The following is a 21,903-nucleotide window of genomic DNA, read 5'->3' as shown; positions in this document are numbered from 1 at the left end:
GGAGGTCATCAGCCCCCCGGGCGGAAGCTGCGCTGCAGGTACTGATCGATCATCCGATGGGTCCTGACGGAGGTGTCCTGGAAGCGGAGGCCGGCCTTCGTCTCACCGTCGACGTGGCGGATCCAGCGCACCGTGGCCGGCAGGGAGGCCTTGGTCTGAATATCCTCGCGCCACATCTCGATGCACACCCTGTCGTCGGGCTTGAGGGCCAGCTGGCCCTTGCGCACCACGCAGCAACCGCCGCGGCTGATGTCGCTCAGGGTGACGAAGACGCTCTGCTTGTTGGGCAGCACCATGCGGCCTGGGCTCTCCACGGGCAGGCCCTTGCGATTGGTGATGCGGGGCAGGGAGGACGGTTCAGCCGCAGCCAGGAGATCCACGGGCGCTGCGGTGGTGATCGGTGGGGGATCGCCATCCGATGCGGCCTGTGTCGTCGTCCCCTGAGGCTGGTCCATGGCGCTGTGCGGTTCCGCGCAGAAATTAGGTGGAGGGAGAGAGCGTGAACGGAAAGCAGGAGGTCCGCTCGTGGGCCGCCTGGCTGGTTCAGATCAGCGGAAGCGGAGGCCGGCGGTCAAGCTGACGCCCCGCAGGAGTGCTCCGAACAAACAACCCTGCAGCCCGGATCCTGGCCGGGATTCTGACATCGATGGCGGCAAAGGGGGAGGCTCAGGGGCTGTCGCCCTGCTCCCAGAGGATCTGGAGCTTGCGCACCACCTGCAGCAGTTCCTCGCTGATCGCACTGCTGCGCTCCCGGCGACGCAGCTCCTTCTGCAGACGGCGGATCTCGGCCTGATCGCGCAACCGCAGCCGCTGCAGCTCCTCCTCGGCGCGAAGAATGAGCATCGGCTTTTCATTGGCCTGCAGGGCCGCCTGCCGCCAGCGCTCGAGCTGCTCCTCGCCGATGCCATGGCGGTGGCAGTAGGCGGCGCGTTCCGCGGCGCTGAGGCCGGCCACCTGCAGCAGAACCGAGAATTTATCGGTGGCACTCCAGGTGTCGGGGTCGCCGGACCGCTCGGGATCCACCTCACCCTCGAGCCGCAGGGTGCGCAGCCAGCCGTAAAGGGTGTTGATGTGAAGGCCTGTCTCCTCGGCGATGCGGGCCACCTCGTGGCGATCGACCGGCCGCAGGCGACGCTGCTGATCGAGGGATTTCAGCCTGCCCGGCCTCGGCATCGCCGCCAGCCCCCGGCGCTGCGGGGCTCGCGTCTCGCCGGGCTCGACGGCGGGGGACGGGTCGAGGACGGATGCATCAACGGGAAGGTGGGGCAGCAGCGGATCCTCGACGATGGCGCGGGACTGCTGGGGGATCCTGACCTGGGGCCTGGAGTCATCGAAAGGCTGGCGGTAATGGTGCACGTAGGCCTCGATCTGGCGCTGCAGCCGGTGATCGGTCTCCACGAAGCGCAGTCCCACGCGGCTGCTGTTTTCCTGCTGGCTGCACCAGGAGACGCGGGCGTGGATCGACAGCCTGGTGTTGATCTGCTCCGTCCAGAGGTCAAGGGTCACGATGTCGCCGTTGGCCAGGTCCAGCCTGCCCTTGCGCACCACGCAGCAGCCGCCCGAGCTGATGTCGTTGATGGTGACAAACACGGGCTGGTGATTCGCCAGGGCGATGCGGGCCGGCGGCTCGGCATCGAGGCGATGGCGCGGATGGCGACGGGGCGCCAGGGCCTCCGCCCCATTCACGGCCTCTGCAGCGGCGGGCGCTGCAGCCGAGGTGGGAGCCCAGCCCGGAGGCGGCGGCGGCGCCGGCGGACGCTGGCCGAGAGGCATGGCGCCGGACTCCCGTCCGGTTCCATCGCGTTCAGGGGGATGGCTCGGTGCGACGGTCATGGGCCTGATGCATCGGAGAACCGGCTCCGCCCAGCCGGGAGCGGCACACGATCAAAGTCTGGCAAAGCTTGGCGTTGGCGGACGATTGTTCAGCAGCGCCAGTTTTTTCGGACAAATCTTCAGCGAATCAACCATCCCGCCCTCGTCAGGCCGCCCGCACTGGGGCGGGGCAGCTACACGCTTCGGCCGCTGATCCCTCATTCAGCTGGCAATGAAACGAAAGACGGGCTGACCCCTCCCAGCAGCTGGCGTCCTCAATCGTCCCCCCGGCCCAAGGGAGATCGACTCATGCCCGGATGGCAGCGCCGGGGGTCGCCGCAATGTTGCGACACATCACAACAGCGCAGTGGCTCCGCCTTTTCGGGCCGCCTGCGGATTCGCGCGGACCCCTGGGGCGCCGAGGCTGGGCACCCCGGCAAGGGCAGGGGTCTCAGTTGGGAATGCAGCCTCTGCACATCGGAGAGACCTGGGCCTCCGGGGCATCGATTCGGACGCGGTTGGGACTGATCACCGATGCTTAGCAATCGCCGTTTTCCCCCGCTGGCGGATGTTTTCCCCATCTGGAATGGGGTTTTTCCACAGAAGCGGGGTGCTGAGGCGCCGGCAGCGGCGGCCCTGGCGCGGCGAGGACTGGAAAACCCTCTCTCCCCTTGACGTTTCCGCATGAAGCTGTCAATGGTGGAACCCGAGCCGCATGCCGCCTCCAGATCCACCGCCACCACTGGATTCGCGTCGTGCGTCCGGGTGCGACGGCCAGGGCGGCCGGCACTTTGACGACGCTCGGAGGGCGTGGCGTCATAGCCGCACTGCCCGCGCCGCCCCATGAGCCAGACCCCGGATGTCGCCCCTGCCTATGTGTCCGTCGTGAACGAGTTTCCGGAGGATCTGTATGACGCCATGCGCAACTTCGTGCGCAGCCACCCGCACTGGGACCAGTACCGGCTGATGCAGGTGGCCGTGGCAGGGTTCCTGTTCCAGCAGGGCAGCCGCGAGCGTGCGGTGGCCCGCCACTACCTCGATGGCCTGTTCGATCGCGGGGCCGGCGGCCAGGCGCCCGCGGAGCGCCCGGACGCCCGTGGAGAGGCCGAAGCAACGCCGGCGCCGATCACACCGCTGCGGCAACGCCCGGAGGCCCCAGCCAGGGCGGCGGCTCCCCGCCGGCCGGTGGTCCCGCCCATGCCCCATCACGAGGCGGCACCGCCGGCCTTCCGTCACGCGGCCTGAAGCGGGGCGAGAAGGGTGCCCACAAGATTGAGCAGAACGCTGTTCTACCTGGGGACTCCTGAAAAAGATTCTCGGCCCATCGGCGCCGAATTCGTCCGTTTGCTTCGCGTTAATCAGGCCGGCAAGCGCCGTGACATCAAGTGGGCCAGATCTCAAAAGTCTGGCTTGCAGATGACCGCAGGAGCTCTGATCGCTGACCAGGCCATAAGAAAGCTGTAGATCCACCCAAAAAGAAGGGCAAAAAAGAGGCGCAGCAGCCTCAAGACCTTTTCCGCGCACATCACGACAAAGGCCATTGAGATGGAGGATTCGGCACCAGCTGGTAGACGAACCATGATCAGATCCAGGGAATACTTGCGCTTTCCATATCCAAAGACGCCTTCCACTTCATTGCGTCGAGCTTGATCAGATCGGAGCTGCTGCTTGTGTGCAGTGGTGACATCAGGATCCTTGGGCGGGCGGCCCAATCGCTTGCCGGAGAGGCGAATACCGTTCCTCATGCAGAAATGCCTATTCTTGGCCGTGATATAAATCCGGTCGGCGCAGATGCGCTCTGGGTAAGATCCTGTATCCAGCTTGTATTTTTCCGCCTGAGCGATCAGGTCTTCTCCTTCGTTGTAGGGGTTCCAGCTGATGCGGTGCAAGAACGGAAAGCCGTTTTGAACCGAAACACTGATTTTGGCACCAAACTCCACCGCAGCACGTGCTTTGCCTCGCACCATTGGGCGGATATGGGTCTGCACAAGATTCACCAGGCGGTCTGGAATGCTGTTGGTCTGAGAGGCGAGCAGAAGGCCCTGCTGCCGCTCCAACTCGCTGCAGGCCAACAACTTCTGCCACCAATGCCTCTTGAGCTCAGAAAGCGTTGCCCCACAGCCGATCAGAGCATCAATGGCTTTGAGATTCTGCCGCACATATCCAAGCTGATGTTTAATGGCAGCCTTCACTTTTCGGCGGCGTGGCCGTTTTTGCTTCGCCACTCTCAGGAAATGAGCACGAGCAAGGCCACGGTCGTAGCGAGGTCGATGTCTCCTGAATCCCGATGACTGACTGCACAGATCATCAATGACTCGCTCGGTCGTTGTGCGAGCCTCGCTGAGGAGCCTGAGGTCTCTGGGATAGGTAATGTCGGCAGGAGTGCAACTAGCATCAATCGTGAGAGTGCCCCAATTCTTTCCTTCTGGCCAGTCAGCAGGCTTGATCAACGCATCAAGTTCCAGCTGAGCGCCTCCTCCTCTGGAATCAGGATCATCATGGTCGTCATCGTCTGCTACCTGAGCAAGTGCTTCCAGAAGGATCTCTTTGCCGCGCTGCACCACCAGCTCATTGATACGGCGCAGATCCTCGTCAGAAAAGCGTTTGCGAAAATGCACCATCATCGAGGCATCAAACGGTGCCTTGGCTGTGTAACCCGCAAAGCCGAGAAAGAACTGCATATAGGCGTTCTCTCTGATCTGATGGACAGTCTCTTCGTCGGTTAACCCCAACTTCTGTTTGATGTAGAGAGCACCAAAGGCCATCCGCACTGATTTGGCTGGAGCGCCAATTGTGGCGTTGAATTGAGGGGCATAGGCTTGTTCCAGCTCATCCCATGGCATCAGCCCCTCCAGTTGAACCCAGCGATTCTCGGGATCAAGTGTGCCGCCAAATGGCAGGTGGAACTCCTTGATTGAGATCTGACCGTTATTGTGCCTCCGGTACATCTGGAGTGATCAGGAGTAAAGGCAATCACGGATTGCCTGGTTCACGGCCATTTTAGCGGCTTCTCATGCTTGAGACCAGCCGCGGCGCAATGGATCTGGATTTTTCAGGAGTCCCTACCTGACGCAGCACCAATTGGCTACGGGCTCAGCCTGCGCAAAAGGGACACATAAGGATCGCCAGCTCACCGACAATGTCAGGCGCTCAAAGACGGCTCAAAGACGGATCTGGAGATCTCTGAAGACAAGCACTTCACCCTCAGACAGGGTCACCCAGGGGCCTGAGGCACCTAACCGGACGGTGCACTTCGCTTTTGTACAAGCGCCGGTTCCAGGGGTTTCCGTCAGGTTGTAGGCACTGCGCAAACCTTCAAAATAAAAGATATCTTCAACGACAGTATCGACGCTCCCGGTGAGCGTGCTTCCACCCTGCGTCAGGGCTGGCCTGTAATGGATGGAGGTTCCGCTTGGATCAGCGCAGCCTGTGGCGACACAGCCGCCCGTGACGCCGCTGCTGGCGAGCCCGAAGAGCTGGTTGCTGTTGATCGGCACCTGAACCGTGTTGCTGATGGCTGTGCCGGAGGCATCGCTGATGAGGGTCAGCTCCACGTTGCGGCTGATCTGGCTGCTGATTCCCAGGGTGCTGGCCGTGAACCCATTGGCCGTCAGGCTGTCCACCAACACCTGCTCGCTACGACTGGCCGTAGTGTCCAGTTGGCCGTTGGTGTTATAAGGGAGACCGCAACGCACTACACGGGCCGGACCCCGCCACGTGGCGCTGGTGGCCTGGGTGAGCAGGCCATAAGAGATGTCCTCGGCGCCTGTTGCGCCACGGAGGACCAACAGCGGCGTTGTGCTGCAGCCGGACAGGGCTGTCAGGCTACCTCCGCTCTCCACCCGCTGCGCGTCGCGGATCTCCTCCTGCATCAGACCGAGCACGCGGCTGACCCCGTCCTTGCGGTTGAGTTCCACCTGGGTGGCGGTGTCCCCCCGGATCAGGGAGACCAGCACCTGCACCCCGGCCCCGAGCACCACGATGGAGATCACCACCCCAATCAGCAGCTCCGTGAGGCTGATGCCCTGGATCTGCCGCTGCCTGCGCTGCAGGCGCAGGACGGAAGCCCGGCGGGCGACTGGAGGGCGAGAAGGCTGAGCCATGGTTCCGTTCAGCTGCGCGAGTAGGTGCAGGCGCCACTGCTGCCGTTGCGGAAGCCGACACGGATCAGGGTGAGGTCCAGGTCCACGCAGAACTGGGTGGCGGTGGCGGTTCCCGCGAGGAACACGGTCTGAGCGTCACCCGCCAGCACCCCGAGGGGAAGAAAATTGATGGCAACGGGGGTGCTGCAGCCGCTGCCTGAGCAGGTGACGCTGAGGCCGCTCACACCCGTCACGGCGCTGAGATCAAGCGCCTGCAGGTTGGCGGCTGCACAGGAATTATTCGTGACGGTGGTGCCGCTCACCTGCACCGCAGCGCCAGCGGCGCCGCTGCTGATCCCCAGGGTGCAGAGATTCTGGAAGCGCTGGGCCAGGGTGCGACCACGCTGCAGATGGCTCTGGAGTTCAATGGCAGCCTGGCGCAGCTTCTGATCCTCATAGAAACGCACCACATTCGGGAAGCTGATCGAGGACACCACCACCAGCACAGCCGCCGTGACGAGCAACTCCACCAGGGTGAAACCCGCCGCTCGATGCACGTGGCGGAGGTGTCGGATGCTCATGGGCACCAGGCAGAGGCATCTAACTGCAGGGCCGCTTCGCGAAGGAAGCCGTAGGCAGCCGCATTGCCACCCGTGAGCGAATACGAGAGGAAAACAATATTGGTGCCCGGCGTGATGGTACGCACCAGGGTTGCTCCCGGTGGAAGCGAGGATTCGTATTGGCCTTCTCCAGGATCAGGGTTGGGGTCGCTGGTCAACAGGGTCTGGGTCAGAGTCTCCGGATCAATGGCAAACGGCCGCGCTGGCGTGAGCGAAACCGTGCTGGCCGCTTCGACGAACCCTTCGGCCAGACCGGTTGTTTCTGTGCAGAGAGCCGGATCCGGCTCATAGACGGTTGCCAATTTTGACGTCACAAAATCTGTGCAGTCACTGCCGAAGCCGGCCTGCTCACAGGTGAGCGGATAGGGGCCGCTGGTCATGCGCCAGTACTTGGCGTAGGTCTTCAGCCAACCCAGATCACTGGCGACGGCATTCTCGACCCGATCGAGCACATCCACATCCACGGAGCGGCTCCACTGCCGGGCCGTGACGACAGCCAAGGCACCGATGGAGGCAGTGAGAATCACCACCCCGATCAGGGCCTCCAGGATGGTGAAGCCGCCACTCTGCCGGACAGCTGGACGACGACGCAGGGAGATGGGGGGCCGCGACCGCCACAGACTCGCCCCCCGATGCAGATCGGATCCTGACAGGTGCCTGATGTTCACGATCCCGGACTGTCCTGCGATCCGAAGCCGCGATAGGTACCACCACCGACCGTGACGAAACTGGAGCCGAGCGTGGGATCAATTCCGGCAACGCCGGCTCGCGCCACCTCCTCGGGGAAGGGCGTGACAATGGAAAATTTAGTGCCATCCTTGTCCTTCTTGGGACCAGTAAACTGACACACCCAGATGACAGCAAAAGAATTTTCTTTGGTGCCCTTTTTATCGTATTCCAACGAAGCATTGGGCAGCCACAGAAAGAGATTATCAAGGTCATTGGTCTTGCTCCCTTTGCTGACAATCGGGCTGGAGACATCGCAGGCCACTGGATCACCATCTGCTGTCTCCTGTGGCTCGCCAAGGATGCGCAATCGATTCCAACCGTATTGGCTCACGTCATTTCCCTGGATGCCCCCTTTGGACAATTCGACCTTATCCTTATCATCGCCATGAAGGAAAATATTTACGGGAAGCAGTTGATTCCCGCCGTTGGCAGTGTGCACAATAAAATTGCCGAACTTGCTATCATTATCAATCTTTATTTTATCAACCAAGCAATTGATGGCCGTTGTTTTGATCTGGTCCGCCTTACTGGCAGAATTGCTTGCGTCCACCCCCGCGAAATAACAACCGGGGACTAAATCTGAATTACTGAGGCTCCATGTCGCAGCAAGACTGGAGGGAAGCTTGGCAGTATTCAGATAGGGGAAGCGGACATCTTCAAGGTCAGCGCTTGTGTCCTTGCCCTTGCCCTTGCCCTTGCCCTTGCCCTTGCCACTCGAGATACCTCCATCAATTTCGCAATTCCATTGAATAACTTTTGAGGAGCCAGAGCCAACTTCATCCGCCTTGCAGTCATATTCGCGAGAATAATCTTCCCAATCAGAGTCCTGATACAGAGAGCCGCTGATCACCATCCCAGAGGTGCTTGGCAATGGCACTGGCGGGAGATCACCAATTTGCTGGAACTCGTTACAAGTAAATCCCGCTTTTGTTTTCTTTTTTCCTTTCTCTTTTGGCTGAACATCTTTGCAATATTTAGAGCGTGTTTTATCGTCAAGATCAACATTATTAATCAAGCAAGAGCCAAGGTCGAAACAGCCGATGACAGTCTTGGGCAGGTCAGGACTGAAGCAGCCTGGACTATCAACCGTTCCGTAACAAATATTGCCATCCGCGGAGAGAAGCTGCGTAATATCGGAATCGTCGCCAAATTTGTTCTTTTTGTCGGCCTTGTAAGCATTACCAAGAATGACGAAAGAGGCAACAAGCTCTGTCCCGGCCGATGCAGCCGCCACGTGTGTGCGACGACTGAGCTTGAACGTGGTTTTGTTATTGCCGCGTGTGACGGTCCCAGTGACCGTGATGATAGCGGAACCGCCATTGAGATTACCGAAATCACTCCCGGATCCCGTCTCGCCACAGAACGCCTCCTGAGCCAGGAGCGATTCTCTATCTTCATCTTTTAACTCTGGACCAACTGGCAAGTTGGGAGGCTGAAAGCCAGTGAGTTCATAGGTGATTCTGGTATCGCCTGCGCTTTTGATCTCCTGAGCTTCGGAGGCCGCCAGCTCATCCGGGAGCGCAGGCAGGTTCGCAATCTCTTCGCCGTCGGCGTCAAGGACGGACACTTGACAGTTTCCAAGAGCTTCACGGGTGACGTTGCCCCATTGCTCTTTTTTGGTGACCCAGAGATAGCCGAGCTCGTTGGTGTTCAGCTTCGCCTGAATGGTATTCAGCCCATACTCCGCTGCCTCACGGGCCGCCAGGGTGTCGCTGCGGGAGGCGCTGCTGAAGCGGGAGGAGAACAGGCGACTGGCCAGCAGCAGCGCACCGATCAGCGCCACCAGACCCGCCATCAGGGCCAGCACCAGGGCACTTCCCCTTGTCCGTCGCCGTAGCCGCATGGCGCTGCCCGCTTCCACGGCAACCGGTCGCCGCCGTCGCCGACCCCGCACGCCTGAAGCGGCGGTTCGGCTGCCAGAGCGGGCCCTGGTGCGGTAAGAGTTCAGAAGCGTGCTCAGGTCAGGCATCGGCATGGCCGGGACTCCGGGGCTGGAATCGGGCGAGAACCACGCCCAGCGCCTGCAGAAAAGGCAGGCGATCGCGCTGGAACGCGGTCACGACATACAGAGTCTTTTCATCCAAAGCGTAGACCGGCTTCACATCGTTGTTGGCGGTGGAGGCGGATCGGGCACCGAGCTCGCGCAGCCGCTCCAGCAGCCAGCGCTCCTCCGTGGCTCCCAGGGGGCCCTGGCCCGGGGCCTGGCAGCAGAGAGCCTCCACCAGGGAGCAGTCCACGCCGCTGCCCACCGCCGGCGCCGCCAGGCTGCCGTAGCCCCAGCCCTCCGCCATGCGCTGCAGTAGACGGGCATTCGCCCGCTCGCAGCCGGCCTGAGCCTGAGCTCCCGCCTCACCGCGATCAAGGCCCAGCCGCTCCTCATGCAGCAGCAGCGCCGCCAGGCGCAGCGCCTCCACCGGCGGCTGGCCGATCGCCTCGGCCAGCTCCGCCAGGCTGCGCGGGCCCGGGGCCAGGGCCGCCTCCATCGCCTCGCAGATCGCCGGAGGCACGCTCAGCTCTCCGAAGCTGGTGCGGAAGCGCCAGTCCTGCCGGGACGGCGTTTCTCGCCGGCGCAGGCGCAGGCCGCTCAGGCGGCGGCGCCAGGCGTCGGGGCTGAGGCGCACGCTGCCGCGTGCAAAGAGATCGCGGCGGAAGCGTCTCGCGCAGGCCAGATCGATCAGGGTCTGGCGGATGAGCCCATTCGGTTCGCCGTTCACCTGGCTGCGGAGCGGCTCGGGCAGCAGCTCCTCGAACAGCTCCGGCAGATTGGCGGTGGCGACCGGCCGCAGCTTGTGGGCGGCGCAGCGCTGGTGCATCTCGGCCACATACAGCGGCTGCCAGCCGGCGTTGTCGTATTCGCCCAGCAGGTAGGGGACGTTGTCGAGGCGCAGGTCGTCCAGCTCCGTGCTCAGCGTCGGCAGCAGATTGCGCAGGGGCGTGGCCTGGCCCTCCTCCCCCAGCAGGCTGGCCAGGGTGGCGGTCGCCCGCCGGAAGGCCTCGCCCGGCAGAGCCGGTTCGCCCCGCTGCAGCTCCAGCCGCACCAGTTGCTGAAAGGCCGTCAGCGGCAGCCAGCCGGGCAGGGTCTTGTACGAGTTGTAGAAGAGTCCGCCCGGTAGCAGCGCCGCCGAGGCCACCGCCAGCAGCGCCTGCTGCACCGGCTCCACCACCCAGGTGGCGATGCCGTGGGCGGCCACGTAGTGATACGGACCCGTCTCGCCCCGCTCGAAGCCGAGGGGGGAGGGATCGGCCTGCAGGTCGACGAAATCCGCCTCCTGAAAGCGCAGGTTCTCCAGGCCCAGGGTCTCGGCCAGGCGGCGGCCATGGGCGATGTGGTCGGGGTGGAAGTCGACGCCGAGGAAGCGCCCCTCCGGGTAGAGGGCCGCCAGCAGGCAGAGGCCGAAGCCCATGCCACAGCCCAGCTCCAGATAGCGGAACGAGGCCCCCTCCCGGCGGCGCGGCGGCGCATGGCCCTTCACCAGGGCAGCGAAATCCAGCCAGTTGGGCGCCATTTCGCTATGGAAATGGGCCGTGTAGGTATCCCGCGAGGAGTAACCGTGATCCCAGCCCACCGGCGCGGCACGAAAACCGCAAGGTACCGGCCCCATGCCGCCTGGCGCAGCGTTGTCTGGGCACAGTGAAACCAATCCCGGTCAGCCCGGGCCCACGGCTCGCTCCCGTGTCCGGCGCCGCGGCCAGCGCTTGCGCAGGTCGTCCACCAGGACGATCAACGGCGCCGACAGGGCCAGCAGGGGCAGCCAGCGCAGCGGGTAGGGCCCCAGCGCGAACACCACCCCCAAGGCCGGCACCAGCAGCAGCGCCGCCAGCAGCAGCAGCTCGCTGATCACCCCCCACCACAGCAACGGGTTGGGCTCGCGCAGCATCCGCCAGGAGGGCCGCCATTCGCTGCGGCAGGCCATCAGCGCCCCCACCTGGCCCAGCACGATCGCGGTGAAGGCCACGCTCGAGGCGCGCTGCTGCACCGCCTGCAATGCCGCCGGCGCCGTGTGCTGCAGCAGCTGGGGGGCCAGGGCCTGCAGCTGCGGCCCCGTCACCCCCGCCTGCCGCCACACCAGCCCATAGGCCAGCAGCGCCAGGCCCGCCTCCAGCGGCCCCAGAACCAGAAAGGCGCGCCGCAGCACCGGGCCATCGAGCAGCGGTGCCTGGCGCCGCCGCGGCGGCCTGTGCATCAGGCCCGACTCCGGCGCCTCCGCCCCCAGCCCCAGGGCCGGCAGCAGATCGGTGCCCAGATCCACCGCCAGGATCTGCATCACGGTGAGGGCCGCCGGGATGCGGAAGGCCACCATCGCCAGGAACGGCGCCGCCTCCGCCACGTTCGACACCAGGATGTAGGTGATGAACCTGCGGATGTTGGCCACCACGCCGCGGCCATAGCGCACCGCCTCGACGATCGTGGCGAAGTGGTCGTCGAGCAGCACGATGTCGGCCGCCTCGCGCGCCACGTCGGTGCCGATGCGGCCCATCGCCACCCCCACATCCGCCGCCCGCAACGCCGGCGCGTCGTTCACCCCATCTCCGGTGACGGCCACCACCTCGCCCAGGTCGCGGTAGGCCTGGACCAGCCGCAGCTTCTGCTCCGGCGCCATGCGGGCGAACACCAGCCGGCTGCGGTACTTGAGCAGCGCCCGCAGATGCGCATCGCTGAGGCGGGCCAGCATCGCCCCTTCGATCACCCGCACCGGATCGGCGCCGGAGACACCGGAAGCCGCGACCGCAACCGGCCGCGCCGCGCCAGCCGTGGCCCCGTTCGGCTCCGGCGGGTCGAGCAGGCCGATCTGGCGGGCGATCGCCTGGGCGGTGAGGCCATAGTCACCCGTCACCATCGTCACCTTGATGCCCGCCTGGCGGCACTGGCGGATCGCCTCGCCCACCTCCGGCCGCGGCGGGTCATACAGCCCGATCAGGCCCACCAGCCACAGCTCCGCCTCCAGGACCTCCGGCGCCAGCGGCAGCAGGCCGGCATCGCCCCTGCGCACCGCCACGGCGATCACCCGGAAGCCGCGCGCGGCCAGCCCATCGTTGGCCTGCACCGCCCGCTGCCGCGCCGCATCATCGAGCGGCACGACACCCGCCGGCGTCAGCCAGCCCGTGCACAGCTGCAGCACCTCCAGCGGCGCCCCCTTGGTGATCGCCAGCAGGGATGGTGTGGCGGCAGAGGAGGTTCCGGCAGACGGTGTGGCGGCATCGGCCTCGCGGAGCGGCAGGCCCTCGATCGGCCCGCTCGCCTCGATCACCACCGTCATGCGGCGGCGGTGATCGAGGCGAACGGCAGCTCACGCCGGCGCGGGAAGCGCCGCTGCTGCTCGCCGTGGATCAGGCCCACCTCGGCCGCCGCCAGCAGCAGGGCCGTCTCGGTGGGATCGCCGCTGGCCCGCCAGGGCTCGGGGGTGACCTGTTCGGGGCCAGCGTTCCCATGCTCGAGGCGCGCGTTCGAGCAGAGGCTGGCGGCCAGCAGCAGCAGGCGCCGCAGCTCCGGGGCCTCCTCGGGCAGCCAGCACTCCTCCACCGCCATGCGGTTCTGGGTGATCGTGCCGGTCTTGTCAGAGCAGATCACGCTCACCGAACCGAGCGTCTCCATCGCCGAGAGGCGCCGCACCAGAGCGTTGCGGCGGGCCATGCGCTGCACGTTCAGCGCCAGGGTCAGCGTCACCAGAGGCAGCAGGCCCTCGGGCACCAGGCCGACGATGAACCCACCGCATAGAGCAGGCTCTCGAGCGGTGCCATGCGCTCCACCAGCACGCTGAGCGTGAAGGTGAACACGCCTGTGCCCACCGCGATCAGGGTGATCGTGTGCACGATCCGCTGGATCTGCGCCTCCAGGGTGCTGGTGCTGCGGGCCGTGCTGGCGCTCAGGTGCGCCACCTGGCCGAACTCCGTCTCGCTGGCGGTGGCGTACACCAGCCCCTCGCCGCGGCCCGAGGCCACGGTGCACCCGGCCAGCAGCAGGTTGGTGCGCTCCCGGGCGGGCAGGCCCTCGCTGCCGTGGGGTTCGGCGTCACGGGCCACCGGCAGCGCCTCGCCGGTGAGCACCGACAGATCCAGATACAGCTGGTGCGCCTCCACCACGCGGCAGTCGGCCGGCACCTGATCGCCCTCCTCCAGCGCCACCCGATCGCCGCAGACGAGCTGGTCGGCGCTGCGCTCCTGCAGCCGCCCGTCGCGCCACACCCGCACCCGCGGCGGCAGATTGCCGGCCAGGGCCTCGAGGGTGCGTTCCGCCTTGAACTCCTGCCAGAAAGAGAAGGCGCCGTTGATCAGGATCACCGCCCAGATCGCCCAGCCCAGCTGCGGCGCCCCGGCCACGAACGCCAGCGTGCCCGCCACCCAGAGCAGCAGCGCCATGAAGTGCAGCAGCTGGTCGGTGAGGCGCAGCAGGAGGGGGCGACGCTTCTGGGGTGGCAGCCGGTTGGCGCCGTAGCGCTCCAGACGCTGGCTGGCCTCCGCCTGGCTGAGCCCCTCCGGGCGGCTCTGCACGGCGGCCCAGGCCTCCTGCACGCTCAGGGACCAGATCGGCTGGGCGGCGGAGAGCTGCACCGGGTTCGCGACGCTGCCCTCATGCTGTGGCGACGAGGCCGCTCCTGCATGCGCCGGTAGGCAGCAGAGCACCGGGGGCCTGTCCGTCTCTCGCCGTGAACCGAAGGTGGCGGATCGGCCTGCCGCGGGCGCCGGGGGGCCTGCGCGCCGAGGTCTGGGCGCAGAGAGCTGTCGGTGCAGAGATCGTTCGCCGCCGCCGCCTCTCAGCCGGCGGTGGTCACCCGCTCGAGCAGGGCCTCGGCCAGGGCCAGCCCCTGGGTCCAGGGGCCGAGGCCGCTTTCGGCATTGATATGCCCCAGCGGTCCCAGGCGCAGCGGCTCCAGGCCCCAGGCGGCGGCCAGCTCCAGGGCATAGGCCTCGCTGGCATAGGGATCGTCACTGCTGAGCAGCAGCTGCCCCGGCACCCTCAAGCGGGCACGCGGCACCGGATGGAAGGGGCGCAACGCATCCGGGGTGTCCGGTCGGCCGGGATCGGGGGGTGCCACCAACAGAGCGGCAGCCACCTCTGGGGCCCCGGGCCCGGCCAGCAGGCCGGCGGCCGCCAGGCAGCCGAGGCTGTGGGCGATCAGCAGCGGCGGTCGCTCACAGGCTGCGATCGCCGTGGCCAGGGCCAGGCGCCAACCCTGCGGTTCAGGGTGCTCCCAGCTGCCGAAATCCACCAGCTGCCAGTGGGGCCGCAGCCGCAACCAGTGCCGCTGCCAGTGACCGGGCCCGGAGCCCAGCCAGCCCTGCAGCAGCAGCACCGGCACCCCGTTGTCACCGGGCCCGGCGGCGCGGCCCGGCCCGCTTGCACGCGTGATGTCAGACATCCAGGCCCTGAGGCTGGCCCCCATCCTGGGAGCCGCTCAGCCGGCCGATGCCTCCCGCTCGGCGATGCTGCGCAGCAGCCAGGCCAGTTCGCCGAAGTCCCAGGAGCAGGCATTGAACAGCTCCAGCCGTTCGGTCTCGCTTCCCCTGCTCAGCTGCTCGCAGAAGCACTCCACCAGATCGATCGGCTTGAGGTCGAATCCGGCGCGCTGGGCCACCTCCGTGAAGGCTTCGGCCGTGGTCGCCTCGCGCAGCTTCTGCTGCAGCTCAGGGCTCCGGGGCAGTGCAGCCAGAAAGGAGGCCAGGGCGCTCATGGCTTGATGGCAAAGACCATGCCATTCAAGAGGGACGCTTTGTTGCCAGCCGCCGTGAGACGTGTCACAGGTGACATGACACCGTTGCGGCGGCACTGGACGGGGAGCGGCCAAGAGGGCAGTCAGAGGCCTCCCGGCTCGCCGCCCGCGGATCGTTCGCCGCGACCGACGACGGTCGCGCCCGGATCCACCGGCAGACCCCGCAGGGCCAGGGCGCCGCGGCGGGCCAGCAGCAGCAGCGGGTACAGCGCCCGTGCCCGTGCCGGGGTGGCCAGCAGTGGCGCCAGCAGTCGCAGCAGGGCGGCGCTCGGCGTCATGCGCGCGCACAGCCACTGGATCGCCTCGGCCCCATGCAGCACACGCTCGCCGTCCAGCAGCACCGCACCGTCACGCAGGCGATAGCCACGTCGCTCAAGGCTCTCGCGCAGCGCCCCCTCGGCGCGGCCATCGCGGATCCGCAGCCCCGGGATGCCGCTGCGCAGTTCGCTCAGCTCGGCGAAATGGCGGCAGAACACGCAGCCACCGTCGAACACCAGCACGGGGGCCGGATCGGCGGGCGCCGGGTTGGCGGTGGCGTTCGACATGGGAGGAGTCTGGCGGCGGGGCCTGGGGGGTGGTGCCCTCGGCGCAGGCTGGCCGGAGGGTGCAGGGCCGCCTGTGGCTCCTCCTCCCTGCCAGCATCGCCACCATGACCGATCCCACCCCCGCGTCGCTCACCCACCTCAATGCCGCCGGCGAGGTGCACATGGTGGAGGTGGGCGACCGGGAGGCGACCCGGCGCGAGGCCACGGCCGAGGGCTTCATCACCATGCGGCCGGAGGTGCTGACCCTGGTGCTGGAGGGACGGGCCGCCAAGGGCGATGTGCTGGCGGTGGCGCGGGTGGCGGCGATCCAGGCGGCCAAGCGCACCTGGGAGCTGATTCCCCTGTGCCATCCGATCCCCCTCTCCGGCGTGTCGGTGCAGCTGGAGCCGACGGCCGACGGCAGCGGCCTGCGGCTGGAGGCGAAGGCCCGCACCACCGGCCACACCGGCGTCGAGATGGAGGCCCTCACCGCCGTGCAGGTGGGCCTGCTCACCCTTTACGACATGGTCAAGAGCGCCGATCCGGCGATGACGATCGGGCCGGTGCGGCTGCTGGCCAAGAGCGGCGGTCGCAACGGTGACTGGGTCCGCGACGGGGAGGCGGGGCGCGGGGCCGGCTGAGCGCTCGCAGCACACCAGCGTTCAGAGCGGATCTGCACCGGGAGGGGAACAGCCCATCGCGTCTCCTCTCCCGGTCCATGGCTCCCGCGCCACCGGAGCGACCAGGCGCCAGGCGGAGCGCCACTCGACCTGCATCGTCTGGGCATGCCTGTGCCGGGGACGCCCGCCGTCGGGGTGGGCCCCTCGAGCACCTCCACGCAGGCGTCGCCGGTGGGATCCTGGCCATAGCCTCCGCTGCGCTGCACCCGTGTCCGAGCCCTATGGCCGCGAAGGCCTGCCGCTGGAGCAGGCCCGCCTCCAAGTGCTGGCGGCCCTCAACCCTCTGCCCGGCGCCGAAACCGTTCCGCTGGCGGCGGCCCTGGGGCGGGTGAGCGCCGAGCCCGTGTGTGCCACCGAGGCGGTGCCCGGTTTCCGCGCCTCGATCATGGATGGCTACGCCATCAGCGAGGCCGCCGTGCCGGAGACGGGGGCGATGTGGCCGCTGGTGGGGCGCTCGGCGGCGGGAGCTCCCTTCACCGGCGCCCTGGCCGCCGGCGAGGCGATCCGCATCCTCACCGGTGCCCCCCTGCCGGAGGGAGCCCAGCGGGTGCTGCCCCAGGAGCTGGTGGCCGCCGAAGCGGACGCGATCCGGCTGGTGAAGCCCGCCGGGCCGAACCCCTGGATCCGCGGCGCCGAGGAGGAGGCGGCAGCCGGAGCGGAACTCCTGGCGGCGGGGGTGCGGCTCGGGCCGGCGGAGCTGGGGCGGCTGGCCAGCTGCGGGGTGGCGATGCTCCCGGTGCGGCCGCGGCCCCGGATCGGGCTGCTGATCAGCGGCGATGAACTGGTGGCGGCCGGCACGCCCCGCGGCCCGGGCCAGATCTGGGAGAGCAACGGCACCCTGCTGGAGGCGCTGCTGCAGCGGCTCGGTGCGGTGGTGGCCGAGCGGCGGGTGGTGGGCGATCAGCCCGACGCCCTGCGCCAGGCCCTGGGGGCACTGGCCGAGGGCTGCGATGTGGTGGTGAGCACCGGCGGCGTTTCGGCCGGCGACACCGACTGGATCCGCGCGCTGGTGGCGGAGCTGGGGGAGGTGAGCTTCTGGAAGCTGTTTCTGCGGCCCGGGCGGCCGTTCGCCTGGGGGCACATCGGCGGCACGCCGTTCTTCGGGCTGCCGGGCAATCCGGTGGCGGCGGCGATCACGGCGCTGCAGCTGCTCTGGCCGGCCTTGCAGCGGCTGGAGGGCGCCGCGCAGCCGCAGCCGTTGCCGCGGCTGAAGGTGCGGCTGGAGGCGGTGCTGAAGCGCAATCCCGGCCGGCCGGAGCTGGCCCGCGCCCGGCTCGTGGTGGATGAGGCGGGGGAGTTACGGGCCCGGGTCGAGGGGTCTCAGGCCTCCTCGCGCATCGGCTCCCTGCAGGGGGCCGACCTGCTGCTGGAGATCCCGGCGGAACTGGGGGCCCTGGCGGCCGGCACAGCGCTGTGGGCCCAGCTGCTGCGGCTGCCGTTGTTCTGAAGCGGATCTTGAGTCCTGTGCGATCCACCGGCGTGGAGACGCTCTGACGCCCCGGCGACATCCATGCAGCACGCCTTCGCAGTCGTGGCCAGTGCTCTGCAACTGCCCTGACAGCAGGCCTCTTCACAACGCCGTGTTGCCCTGCACCCAGTGACCCGTGCCGTCGGGGCGCAGCTCCCGCTTCCAGAACGGGGCCTCATGCTTGAGCGCTTCGAGCAGCTCCTGGCCGCAGCGCTGGGCGGGGCCGCGCCGATCGGCCGCCACCGCCACCAGCACGATCGTCTCGCCGGGGAGCACCCGGCCCACCCGGTGCCACACCAGCACCGCAACGACGCCATGGCGCACGGCGGCGTTGCGGGCCAGGAGCTCGATCTGGGCCTCGGTCATGCCGGGGTAGTGCTCCAGCTCCAGCGCCGCGACGCACTCGCCCGCCCCGCCGATGGCCCGCACCCGCCCGAGGAAATGGCTTTCGGCGGCCGGCGCTCCCTGCGGCCGTTGCGCCAGCCGCTGCTGCCAGCGACCCAGCACGTCCAGGGGGCTGAAGGGTTCCTCGCTGAGCCGCAGCTCCAGTTCAGCGCCAGCGCCGTGGGGAGCCAGGCTCTGCCCAGGAGCGGCGCTCAGGGGCTGGCTCGTCCCGGCGTGCTGCCCCGGCAGCAGCCGGCCGGCGGGGCCAGAGTGCTTCGCCGCCGATCCGGATGGCATGGGCTCGGCCGGTCGTTCGGCTCGGTGGGCGCTGTTCTCCATCGCTCAGCCGCCGCTGATCGGCGGCAGGAAGGCCAGCTCGTCGCCGTCGGCCAGGGGCGTGTCGGCCGCGGCGAAGGCCTGGTTGATCGCCACCCGCACACCCACAGGCAGGCCATCGCCGGTGGCCTCACGATCGGGGCTGCCTCCGACGAGATCCGGGCGGGGCCTGTCCGCCTCGGCGGGCGCTGCGCGGCGAACCGTGGCCGCTGTGGGTTCGTTCGCCTGATGCCCCCGCGGCACAGGCGGGTGGAACGGCTCGCCAACCGCCGCAGCACCCTGTTCGCTGGATTCGCTCCAGGCCTCGACCAGCCGCAGCTGCCGCCAGAGCAGCAGCGGTGTTGCCGGGTCACCCTCCACGCGCACCAGCCGCTCGCCCCAGCCGGCACGCTCCCTCAGCCCGGCGAACAGGCGCACCTTCACCACGCAGGCGCTGGTGCCGCTTTCAGGAGAGCTGGCCATCACTGCGGCGCCTTCACCGCCGGGCAGGGGTTGGGGCCGAACATGCCGCTGAGCATTTGGAGCCCCATCGTGTAGGTCTGCTGGGCCGCGGCGGCACCACCGCTGGCGGCCGCGGCCTGCAGCTTGCCGGCGAACTGCTGGCAGGCCTGCTGCTGCTGGGAGCTGGGAGCAGCGGTGCCCCCTGTGGCCGCTGCGGCACCGCTGGAGGCCGCTGCCGGACTGGCCGGCGCCACAGCAGGTGCGGTCGGCGCCGGGCTGGCCCCCGCCGGAACCGCGCCCGGGGAGGTGCTCGCCGCAGGGTTGGCCGGCGTCACGGCGGCCGTCGGTGCCGGGATGTCGCCGCAGGGGTTTTCACCGAAGCGGCTCACCAGCTGCAACACCCCCTGCTGATACACCTGCTGGGCCATGGCGGGGTTGCCGCTGGCCTGCTGCAGCCTGCCGGCGAACTCCTGACAGGCCCTGCGTTCCTGGGCCCGACGGACGAGCGGCCCGGCCTCGGCCTCGCCCGGCTGCAGCAGGCAGACCAGAGCCGGCAGCAGCAGCACGGACAGCCGCGGGAGGCAGGCGGCACGGCGTGGACCCATCGCTTCAGAGGCCGGACGGCACTGGCACGGTAAGGCCGCTGGCCCATGGCACCGCATTCGGCGCCGCCCCCTCAGGCACCCGTGAGCCCCGTCGGCGAAGCCGCCGGCTCAGCGCCCCGTCCCGCTGGCGACGCGATTCGGTGCTTTCACGGATGCGGGCCCCGTCGCTCCGCCTCAGCCTGGGCTGTTGAGGCGTACGGCCTGCAGGCCTGGCGGATGGCGGTGGCTGGACGACCACTCATCCCTGAAGGCAGTTCGGGCAATCGGTTCTGGCTATGGTTTTTCTCGGATTTGATCTTCAGGGCTGGATCACGATCGCCGCCGGCCTGCTGCTGGTTCTGATCACACTGTTCACTGGCTATGACCATGTCGATCTCCCTGGAGTCTCCCGGATCCAGCTCAATCAGCAGATCGGAGTTCCTCTCCTCGCTGCCTCGTTGGCGACGCTGGTTGGCGATGCTCAACTGGCGACCCGTCGTCGACTACGAGATCAGGGCGATCGAGTTCGAGCGGAGGAAGACCGAGTTCGAGCGCAGGGAGAAGGAGCACGAGCAGCGGATGAAGCAGCTGCAGAGCGACACCGAGCAGATCGAGAGCGAGATCGCGCTGCTCGAGAACGAGATCGTGCAGCTCGACGCGATCAACTCCAGGCTCGCGCGCTTCGAGCGCTTGCACTTGTCCAGCTCGAGCCCTCCCCCCTGCACCGACGATTCCTCGGACTCATAGCCGCCGAACTGGCGGCGAGCACCGACCCCCAGGCGAGCGGATAGGGCCCCATGGGCATCACCCGAGCAAAGGCTCCCCACTGCGGTTGCGAGCATCCGCCCTCCCTACGATCCGCCCAGCAGCCCCCCCGTCGTGTCGCTCGCCATCGCCCTGCTCACGGTGTCCGACACGCGCACCCTGGCGGAGGACCGCTCCGGTGAAGCGCTGCAGCAGCGACTGGAGGCGGCGGGTCACCGGCTGGTGGAACGCACCCTCGTGCCGGACGACCGCTACCGCATCCGCTCCGAGATCAGCCGCTGGATCGCCGATCCGACCGTGCAGGTGGTGATCAGCAGCGGCGGCACCGGCCTCACCGGCCGCGACGGCACCCCCGAGGCGGTGGCACCGCTTCTCGACAAGACGATCGAGGGCTTCGGCGAGCTGTTCCGCGTGCTCTCCTTCGAGACGATCGGCACGAGCACCCTGCAGAGCCGCTGCCTGGCAGGAGTGGCCAACGGCACCGTGATCTTCGTCCTGCCAGGTTCGCTCGATGCGGTGGAAACCGCCTGGGACCGGCTGATCCATGCCCAGCTCGAGGAGAGCACCCGGCCCTGCAATCTGGTGCAGTTGCTGCCCAGGCTGCGGGAGTGAGCACGGGACAACACGCACAGCGCAGAGATCAGCACGATGCGCTGCCGCCCGCCGTCTTCCTTGCCTGCCAGAGGACGGCGATCAGCGGACACGGTTCCCCATCAGGACCGGCGCTGGCTCTGACGGTGCCATCCTGGGCTCTGAACCCGCATAGCCATGACGTTCTTCGAGGTGATCTGGCATGGCGAGGGAATCGGCGATGGCGGCGATCCGCAGGAGGCGCTGCAGGCCTACGCCGCCGTGGCACCTGAGGACGGCGACTGGGACGCCGCCTGCAACGCGCCGGGAGCGGAGCCCTGCCTGCGGCGCTACGCCTCCTTCGACGCCTTCCTCGACAACGACGACGCCCTGGAGACGATCCCGGTGACGGCGGCGATGATCGAGGCGGCACTGGCGGAGCTCCCCCCGGCCTGAGCAGCGCCGGCCAGAGCACCGCCGTCTTGATGACGGCAGCTTGATGACAGCGCCTTGTTGACAGCGGCTCAATCAGAGCCGGCGTGAACCTCGAACCGTTCACCCACCGAGCGGCCTGCCTCACCGCCACGCCTCAGCCCGTTCCCGCTCATCGATGACCGATCCCAACCTTGATCTGGCCCGCTTCACGCCGGTGAACCATCTCTGGCCCGAGCTGGTGGAGCGCCTGGGGCTGGAGCGCAGCAGGCGGGCCGTGCAGCAGGCACTCGACCTGCAGGCGATGCACGGAACCACCTCCACGATGCCGCTGCTGCTGGTGGAGACCTGCGGCCTGGCCCTGGTGCAGACCGAGCAGCTGCGCCGCCAGACGGGCCTGGTGGGAGCGGGCGAGCACCTGGTGCTGCTGCTCAGCCAGCGCACCGCCTGCCTGCAGCTGCTGCAGAGCAGTTGAGGGATCCCCCTGTCTCCGGAGCGATCCGCTGAAGCGAATTCTGAAAGGCCAACTGGCGGCCTTCGACCCTGCATCCGTCAACAACGGGCGCAGGCTGCGGCGGCGACTGGACTCCGCTGAACGATGGCAGGTGCAGAGAGGAGGCGATCAGGCTTCAGCCAAGGTGCTGGGCCGGCAATGCTGAGCAGCGCCAGGCAGAAGCATTCCTGGGGGCAAGGACATCATGCGTTGATCTGGCGCCATGCGCACAACATTCTGAATCGACAACATGAGAGCTGGCCGAACCGCAGAA

General features: G+C 67.6%; 24 protein-coding genes. 7 read left to right on the top strand and 17 right to left on the bottom strand.

The window, feature by feature from the left end; all coding sequences use genetic code 11:
• Positions 1–8 precede the first annotated feature (8 nt).
• Positions 9–455: a PilZ domain-containing protein gene (locus H8F25_RS15505; RefSeq protein ID WP_197211176.1), complete on the bottom strand. Its 447-nt coding sequence runs from the start codon at positions 453–455 to the stop codon at positions 9–11.
• A gap of 211 nt (positions 456–666) precedes the next feature.
• Positions 667–1,833, bottom strand: a complete 1,167-nt coding sequence (locus tag H8F25_RS15500) for a PilZ domain-containing protein (RefSeq protein WP_197211175.1) — start codon at positions 1,831–1,833, stop codon at positions 667–669.
• Positions 1,834–2,655: 822 nt separating this feature from the next.
• Between H8F25_RS15500 and H8F25_RS18240 the strand changes: the two genes are divergently transcribed.
• A complete protein-coding gene (locus H8F25_RS18240) occupies positions 2,656–3,057 on the top strand; it encodes a DUF2811 domain-containing protein (protein ID WP_197211174.1) in 402 nt (133 codons plus the stop codon).
• A 152-nt stretch (positions 3,058–3,209) separates the two neighbouring features.
• On the opposite strand, the gene H8F25_RS15490 is transcribed toward H8F25_RS18240, so the two are convergent.
• From H8F25_RS15490 to H8F25_RS15435, 12 genes are all read right to left on the bottom strand, one after another.
• The gene (locus H8F25_RS15490) at positions 3,210–4,760 is read right to left on the bottom strand and encodes an IS5 family transposase (RefSeq protein ID WP_197210801.1); all 1,551 of its coding nucleotides are present in this window, start codon (positions 4,758–4,760) and stop codon (positions 3,210–3,212) included.
• Positions 4,761–4,973: 213 nt separating this feature from the next.
• Positions 4,974–5,915, bottom strand: a complete 942-nt coding sequence (locus H8F25_RS15485) for a type II secretion system protein J (protein WP_197211173.1) — start codon at positions 5,913–5,915, stop codon at positions 4,974–4,976.
• A gap of 8 nt (positions 5,916–5,923) precedes the next feature.
• Entirely contained in the window at positions 5,924–6,475 is a 552-nt protein-coding gene (locus H8F25_RS15480) for a Tfp pilus assembly protein FimT/FimU (protein WP_197211172.1), read from the bottom strand.
• Complete coding sequence (locus H8F25_RS15475; protein WP_197211171.1) at positions 6,472–7,044, bottom strand: hypothetical protein; 573 nt, start codon at positions 7,042–7,044, stop codon at positions 6,472–6,474. The genes H8F25_RS15480 and H8F25_RS15475 overlap by 4 nt, the downstream gene beginning before the upstream one ends.
• 134 nt (positions 7,045–7,178) lie before the next feature.
• Positions 7,179–9,050 (bottom strand): hypothetical protein, encoded by a 1,872-nt coding sequence (locus tag H8F25_RS15470; protein WP_197211170.1) that lies wholly within the window; start codon positions 9,048–9,050, stop codon positions 7,179–7,181.
• 154 nt (positions 9,051–9,204) lie between these two features.
• Complete coding sequence (locus H8F25_RS15465; RefSeq protein WP_197211169.1) at positions 9,205–10,845, bottom strand: class I SAM-dependent methyltransferase; 1,641 nt, start codon at positions 10,843–10,845, stop codon at positions 9,205–9,207.
• A 45-nt stretch (positions 10,846–10,890) separates the two neighbouring features.
• A complete protein-coding gene (locus tag H8F25_RS15460; protein WP_197211168.1) occupies positions 10,891–12,501 on the bottom strand; it encodes an HAD-IC family P-type ATPase in 1,611 nt (536 codons plus the stop codon).
• Positions 12,498–12,932 (bottom strand): hypothetical protein, encoded by a 435-nt coding sequence (locus tag H8F25_RS15455; protein ID WP_197211167.1) that lies wholly within the window; start codon positions 12,930–12,932, stop codon positions 12,498–12,500. The genes H8F25_RS15460 and H8F25_RS15455 overlap by 4 nt, the downstream gene beginning before the upstream one ends.
• Positions 12,905–13,792 carry a cation-transporting P-type ATPase gene (locus tag H8F25_RS15450; RefSeq protein WP_197211166.1) on the bottom strand — a complete coding sequence of 296 codons (888 nt, stop codon included), beginning with the start codon at positions 13,790–13,792 and terminating at the stop codon, positions 12,905–12,907. The genes H8F25_RS15455 and H8F25_RS15450 overlap by 28 nt, the downstream gene beginning before the upstream one ends.
• A gap of 203 nt (positions 13,793–13,995) precedes the next feature.
• Positions 13,996–14,601 (bottom strand): alpha/beta hydrolase, encoded by a 606-nt coding sequence (locus H8F25_RS15445; protein WP_197211165.1) that lies wholly within the window; start codon positions 14,599–14,601, stop codon positions 13,996–13,998.
• A 36-nt stretch (positions 14,602–14,637) separates the two neighbouring features.
• Complete coding sequence (locus tag H8F25_RS15440) at positions 14,638–14,913, bottom strand: Nif11-like leader peptide family natural product precursor (protein ID WP_197211164.1); 276 nt, start codon at positions 14,911–14,913, stop codon at positions 14,638–14,640.
• A gap of 122 nt (positions 14,914–15,035) precedes the next feature.
• Positions 15,036–15,497, bottom strand: a complete 462-nt coding sequence (locus H8F25_RS15435) for a DCC1-like thiol-disulfide oxidoreductase family protein (RefSeq protein ID WP_197211163.1) — start codon at positions 15,495–15,497, stop codon at positions 15,036–15,038.
• A gap of 104 nt (positions 15,498–15,601) precedes the next feature.
• Between H8F25_RS15435 and moaC the strand changes: the two genes are divergently transcribed.
• Both moaC and glp read left to right on the top strand, forming a co-directional pair.
• A complete protein-coding gene (gene moaC / locus H8F25_RS15430; RefSeq protein ID WP_197211162.1) occupies positions 15,602–16,117 on the top strand; it encodes a cyclic pyranopterin monophosphate synthase MoaC in 516 nt (171 codons plus the stop codon).
• 247 nt (positions 16,118–16,364) lie between these two features.
• Positions 16,365–17,603 (top strand): gephyrin-like molybdotransferase Glp, encoded by a 1,239-nt coding sequence (gene glp, locus H8F25_RS15425; RefSeq protein WP_197211161.1) that lies wholly within the window; start codon positions 16,365–16,367, stop codon positions 17,601–17,603.
• A gap of 123 nt (positions 17,604–17,726) precedes the next feature.
• Here the strand turns inward: glp and H8F25_RS15420 are convergent, their stop codons facing one another.
• From H8F25_RS15420 to H8F25_RS15410, 3 genes are read right to left on the bottom strand one after another with little or no spacing between them, the layout of a single operon-like run.
• Positions 17,727–18,347, bottom strand: a complete 621-nt coding sequence (locus tag H8F25_RS15420; RefSeq protein WP_370525764.1) for a molybdenum cofactor biosynthesis protein MoaE — start codon at positions 18,345–18,347, stop codon at positions 17,727–17,729.
• A 3-nt stretch (positions 18,348–18,350) separates the two neighbouring features.
• Positions 18,351–18,806: a MoaD/ThiS family protein gene (locus H8F25_RS18235; RefSeq protein ID WP_370525763.1), complete on the bottom strand. Its 456-nt coding sequence runs from the start codon at positions 18,804–18,806 to the stop codon at positions 18,351–18,353.
• On the bottom strand, positions 18,806–19,390 hold the full coding sequence (locus tag H8F25_RS15410; protein WP_197211160.1) for a hypothetical protein: 585 nt from the start codon (positions 19,388–19,390) through the stop codon (positions 18,806–18,808). The genes H8F25_RS18235 and H8F25_RS15410 overlap by 1 nt, the downstream gene beginning before the upstream one ends.
• 366 nt (positions 19,391–19,756) lie before the next feature.
• On the opposite strand from H8F25_RS15410, the gene H8F25_RS15405 reads away from it, so the two are divergent.
• The 4 genes from H8F25_RS15405 to H8F25_RS15390 all read left to right on the top strand — a co-directional run bounded on the left by H8F25_RS15405 (position 19,757) and on the right by H8F25_RS15390 (position 21,611).
• Positions 19,757–20,116: a hypothetical protein gene (locus H8F25_RS15405; RefSeq protein ID WP_197211159.1), complete on the top strand. Its 360-nt coding sequence runs from the start codon at positions 19,757–19,759 to the stop codon at positions 20,114–20,116.
• Between the two features lie 132 nt (positions 20,117–20,248).
• Positions 20,249–20,746 (top strand): molybdenum cofactor biosynthesis protein B, encoded by a 498-nt coding sequence (gene moaB / locus H8F25_RS15400; RefSeq protein WP_197211158.1) that lies wholly within the window; start codon positions 20,249–20,251, stop codon positions 20,744–20,746.
• 156 nt (positions 20,747–20,902) lie between these two features.
• On the top strand, positions 20,903–21,160 hold the full coding sequence (locus H8F25_RS15395; protein ID WP_197211157.1) for a hypothetical protein: 258 nt from the start codon (positions 20,903–20,905) through the stop codon (positions 21,158–21,160).
• A 154-nt stretch (positions 21,161–21,314) separates the two neighbouring features.
• Positions 21,315–21,611, top strand: a complete 297-nt coding sequence (locus H8F25_RS15390) for a hypothetical protein (protein ID WP_197211156.1) — start codon at positions 21,315–21,317, stop codon at positions 21,609–21,611.
• Positions 21,612–21,903 lie beyond the last annotated feature (292 nt).

The organism is Synechococcus sp. CBW1004 (genome assembly GCF_015840715.1).
Lineage (GTDB): Bacteria > Cyanobacteriota > Cyanobacteriia > PCC-6307 > Cyanobiaceae > Cyanobium.
The sequence above is the reverse complement of the archived record's forward strand: the minus strand, read 5'-3'. Positions and strand labels throughout refer to the sequence as shown.

Coding starts and splice junctions, on each gene's coding strand:
- H8F25_RS15440 (WP_197211164.1), bottom strand. CDS start 14,913: ATGAGCGCCCTGGCCTCCTTTCTGGCTGCACTGCCCCGGAGCCCTGAG.
- H8F25_RS15460 (WP_197211168.1), bottom strand. CDS start 12,501: ATGACGGTGGTGATCGAGGCGAGCGGGCCGATCGAGGGCCTGCCGCTC.
- H8F25_RS15465 (WP_197211169.1), bottom strand. CDS start 10,845: ATGGGGCCGGTACCTTGCGGTTTTCGTGCCGCGCCGGTGGGCTGGGAT.
- H8F25_RS15390 (WP_197211156.1), top strand. CDS start 21,315: ATGACCGATCCCAACCTTGATCTGGCCCGCTTCACGCCGGTGAACCAT.
- H8F25_RS18235 (WP_370525763.1), bottom strand. CDS start 18,806: ATGGCCAGCTCTCCTGAAAGCGGCACCAGCGCCTGCGTGGTGAAGGTG.
- H8F25_RS15445 (WP_197211165.1), bottom strand. CDS start 14,601: ATGTCTGACATCACGCGTGCAAGCGGGCCGGGCCGCGCCGCCGGGCCC.
- moaC (WP_197211162.1), top strand. CDS start 15,602: ATGACCGATCCCACCCCCGCGTCGCTCACCCACCTCAATGCCGCCGGC.
- H8F25_RS15395 (WP_197211157.1), top strand. CDS start 20,903: ATGACGTTCTTCGAGGTGATCTGGCATGGCGAGGGAATCGGCGATGGC.
- H8F25_RS15405 (WP_197211159.1), top strand. CDS start 19,757: ATGTCGATCTCCCTGGAGTCTCCCGGATCCAGCTCAATCAGCAGATCG.
- H8F25_RS15500 (WP_197211175.1), bottom strand. CDS start 1,833: ATGACCGTCGCACCGAGCCATCCCCCTGAACGCGATGGAACCGGACGG.
- H8F25_RS15485 (WP_197211173.1), bottom strand. CDS start 5,915: ATGGCTCAGCCTTCTCGCCCTCCAGTCGCCCGCCGGGCTTCCGTCCTG.
- H8F25_RS15410 (WP_197211160.1), bottom strand. CDS start 19,390: ATGGGTCCACGCCGTGCCGCCTGCCTCCCGCGGCTGTCCGTGCTGCTG.
- H8F25_RS15490 (WP_197210801.1), bottom strand. CDS start 4,760: ATGTACCGGAGGCACAATAACGGTCAGATCTCAATCAAGGAGTTCCAC.
- H8F25_RS15435 (WP_197211163.1), bottom strand. CDS start 15,497: ATGTCGAACGCCACCGCCAACCCGGCGCCCGCCGATCCGGCCCCCGTG.
- H8F25_RS15505 (WP_197211176.1), bottom strand. CDS start 455: ATGGACCAGCCTCAGGGGACGACGACACAGGCCGCATCGGATGGCGAT.
- H8F25_RS15420 (WP_370525764.1), bottom strand. CDS start 18,347: ATGGAGAACAGCGCCCACCGAGCCGAACGACCGGCCGAGCCCATGCCA.
- H8F25_RS18240 (WP_197211174.1), top strand. CDS start 2,656: ATGAGCCAGACCCCGGATGTCGCCCCTGCCTATGTGTCCGTCGTGAAC.
- H8F25_RS15480 (WP_197211172.1), bottom strand. CDS start 6,475: ATGAGCATCCGACACCTCCGCCACGTGCATCGAGCGGCGGGTTTCACC.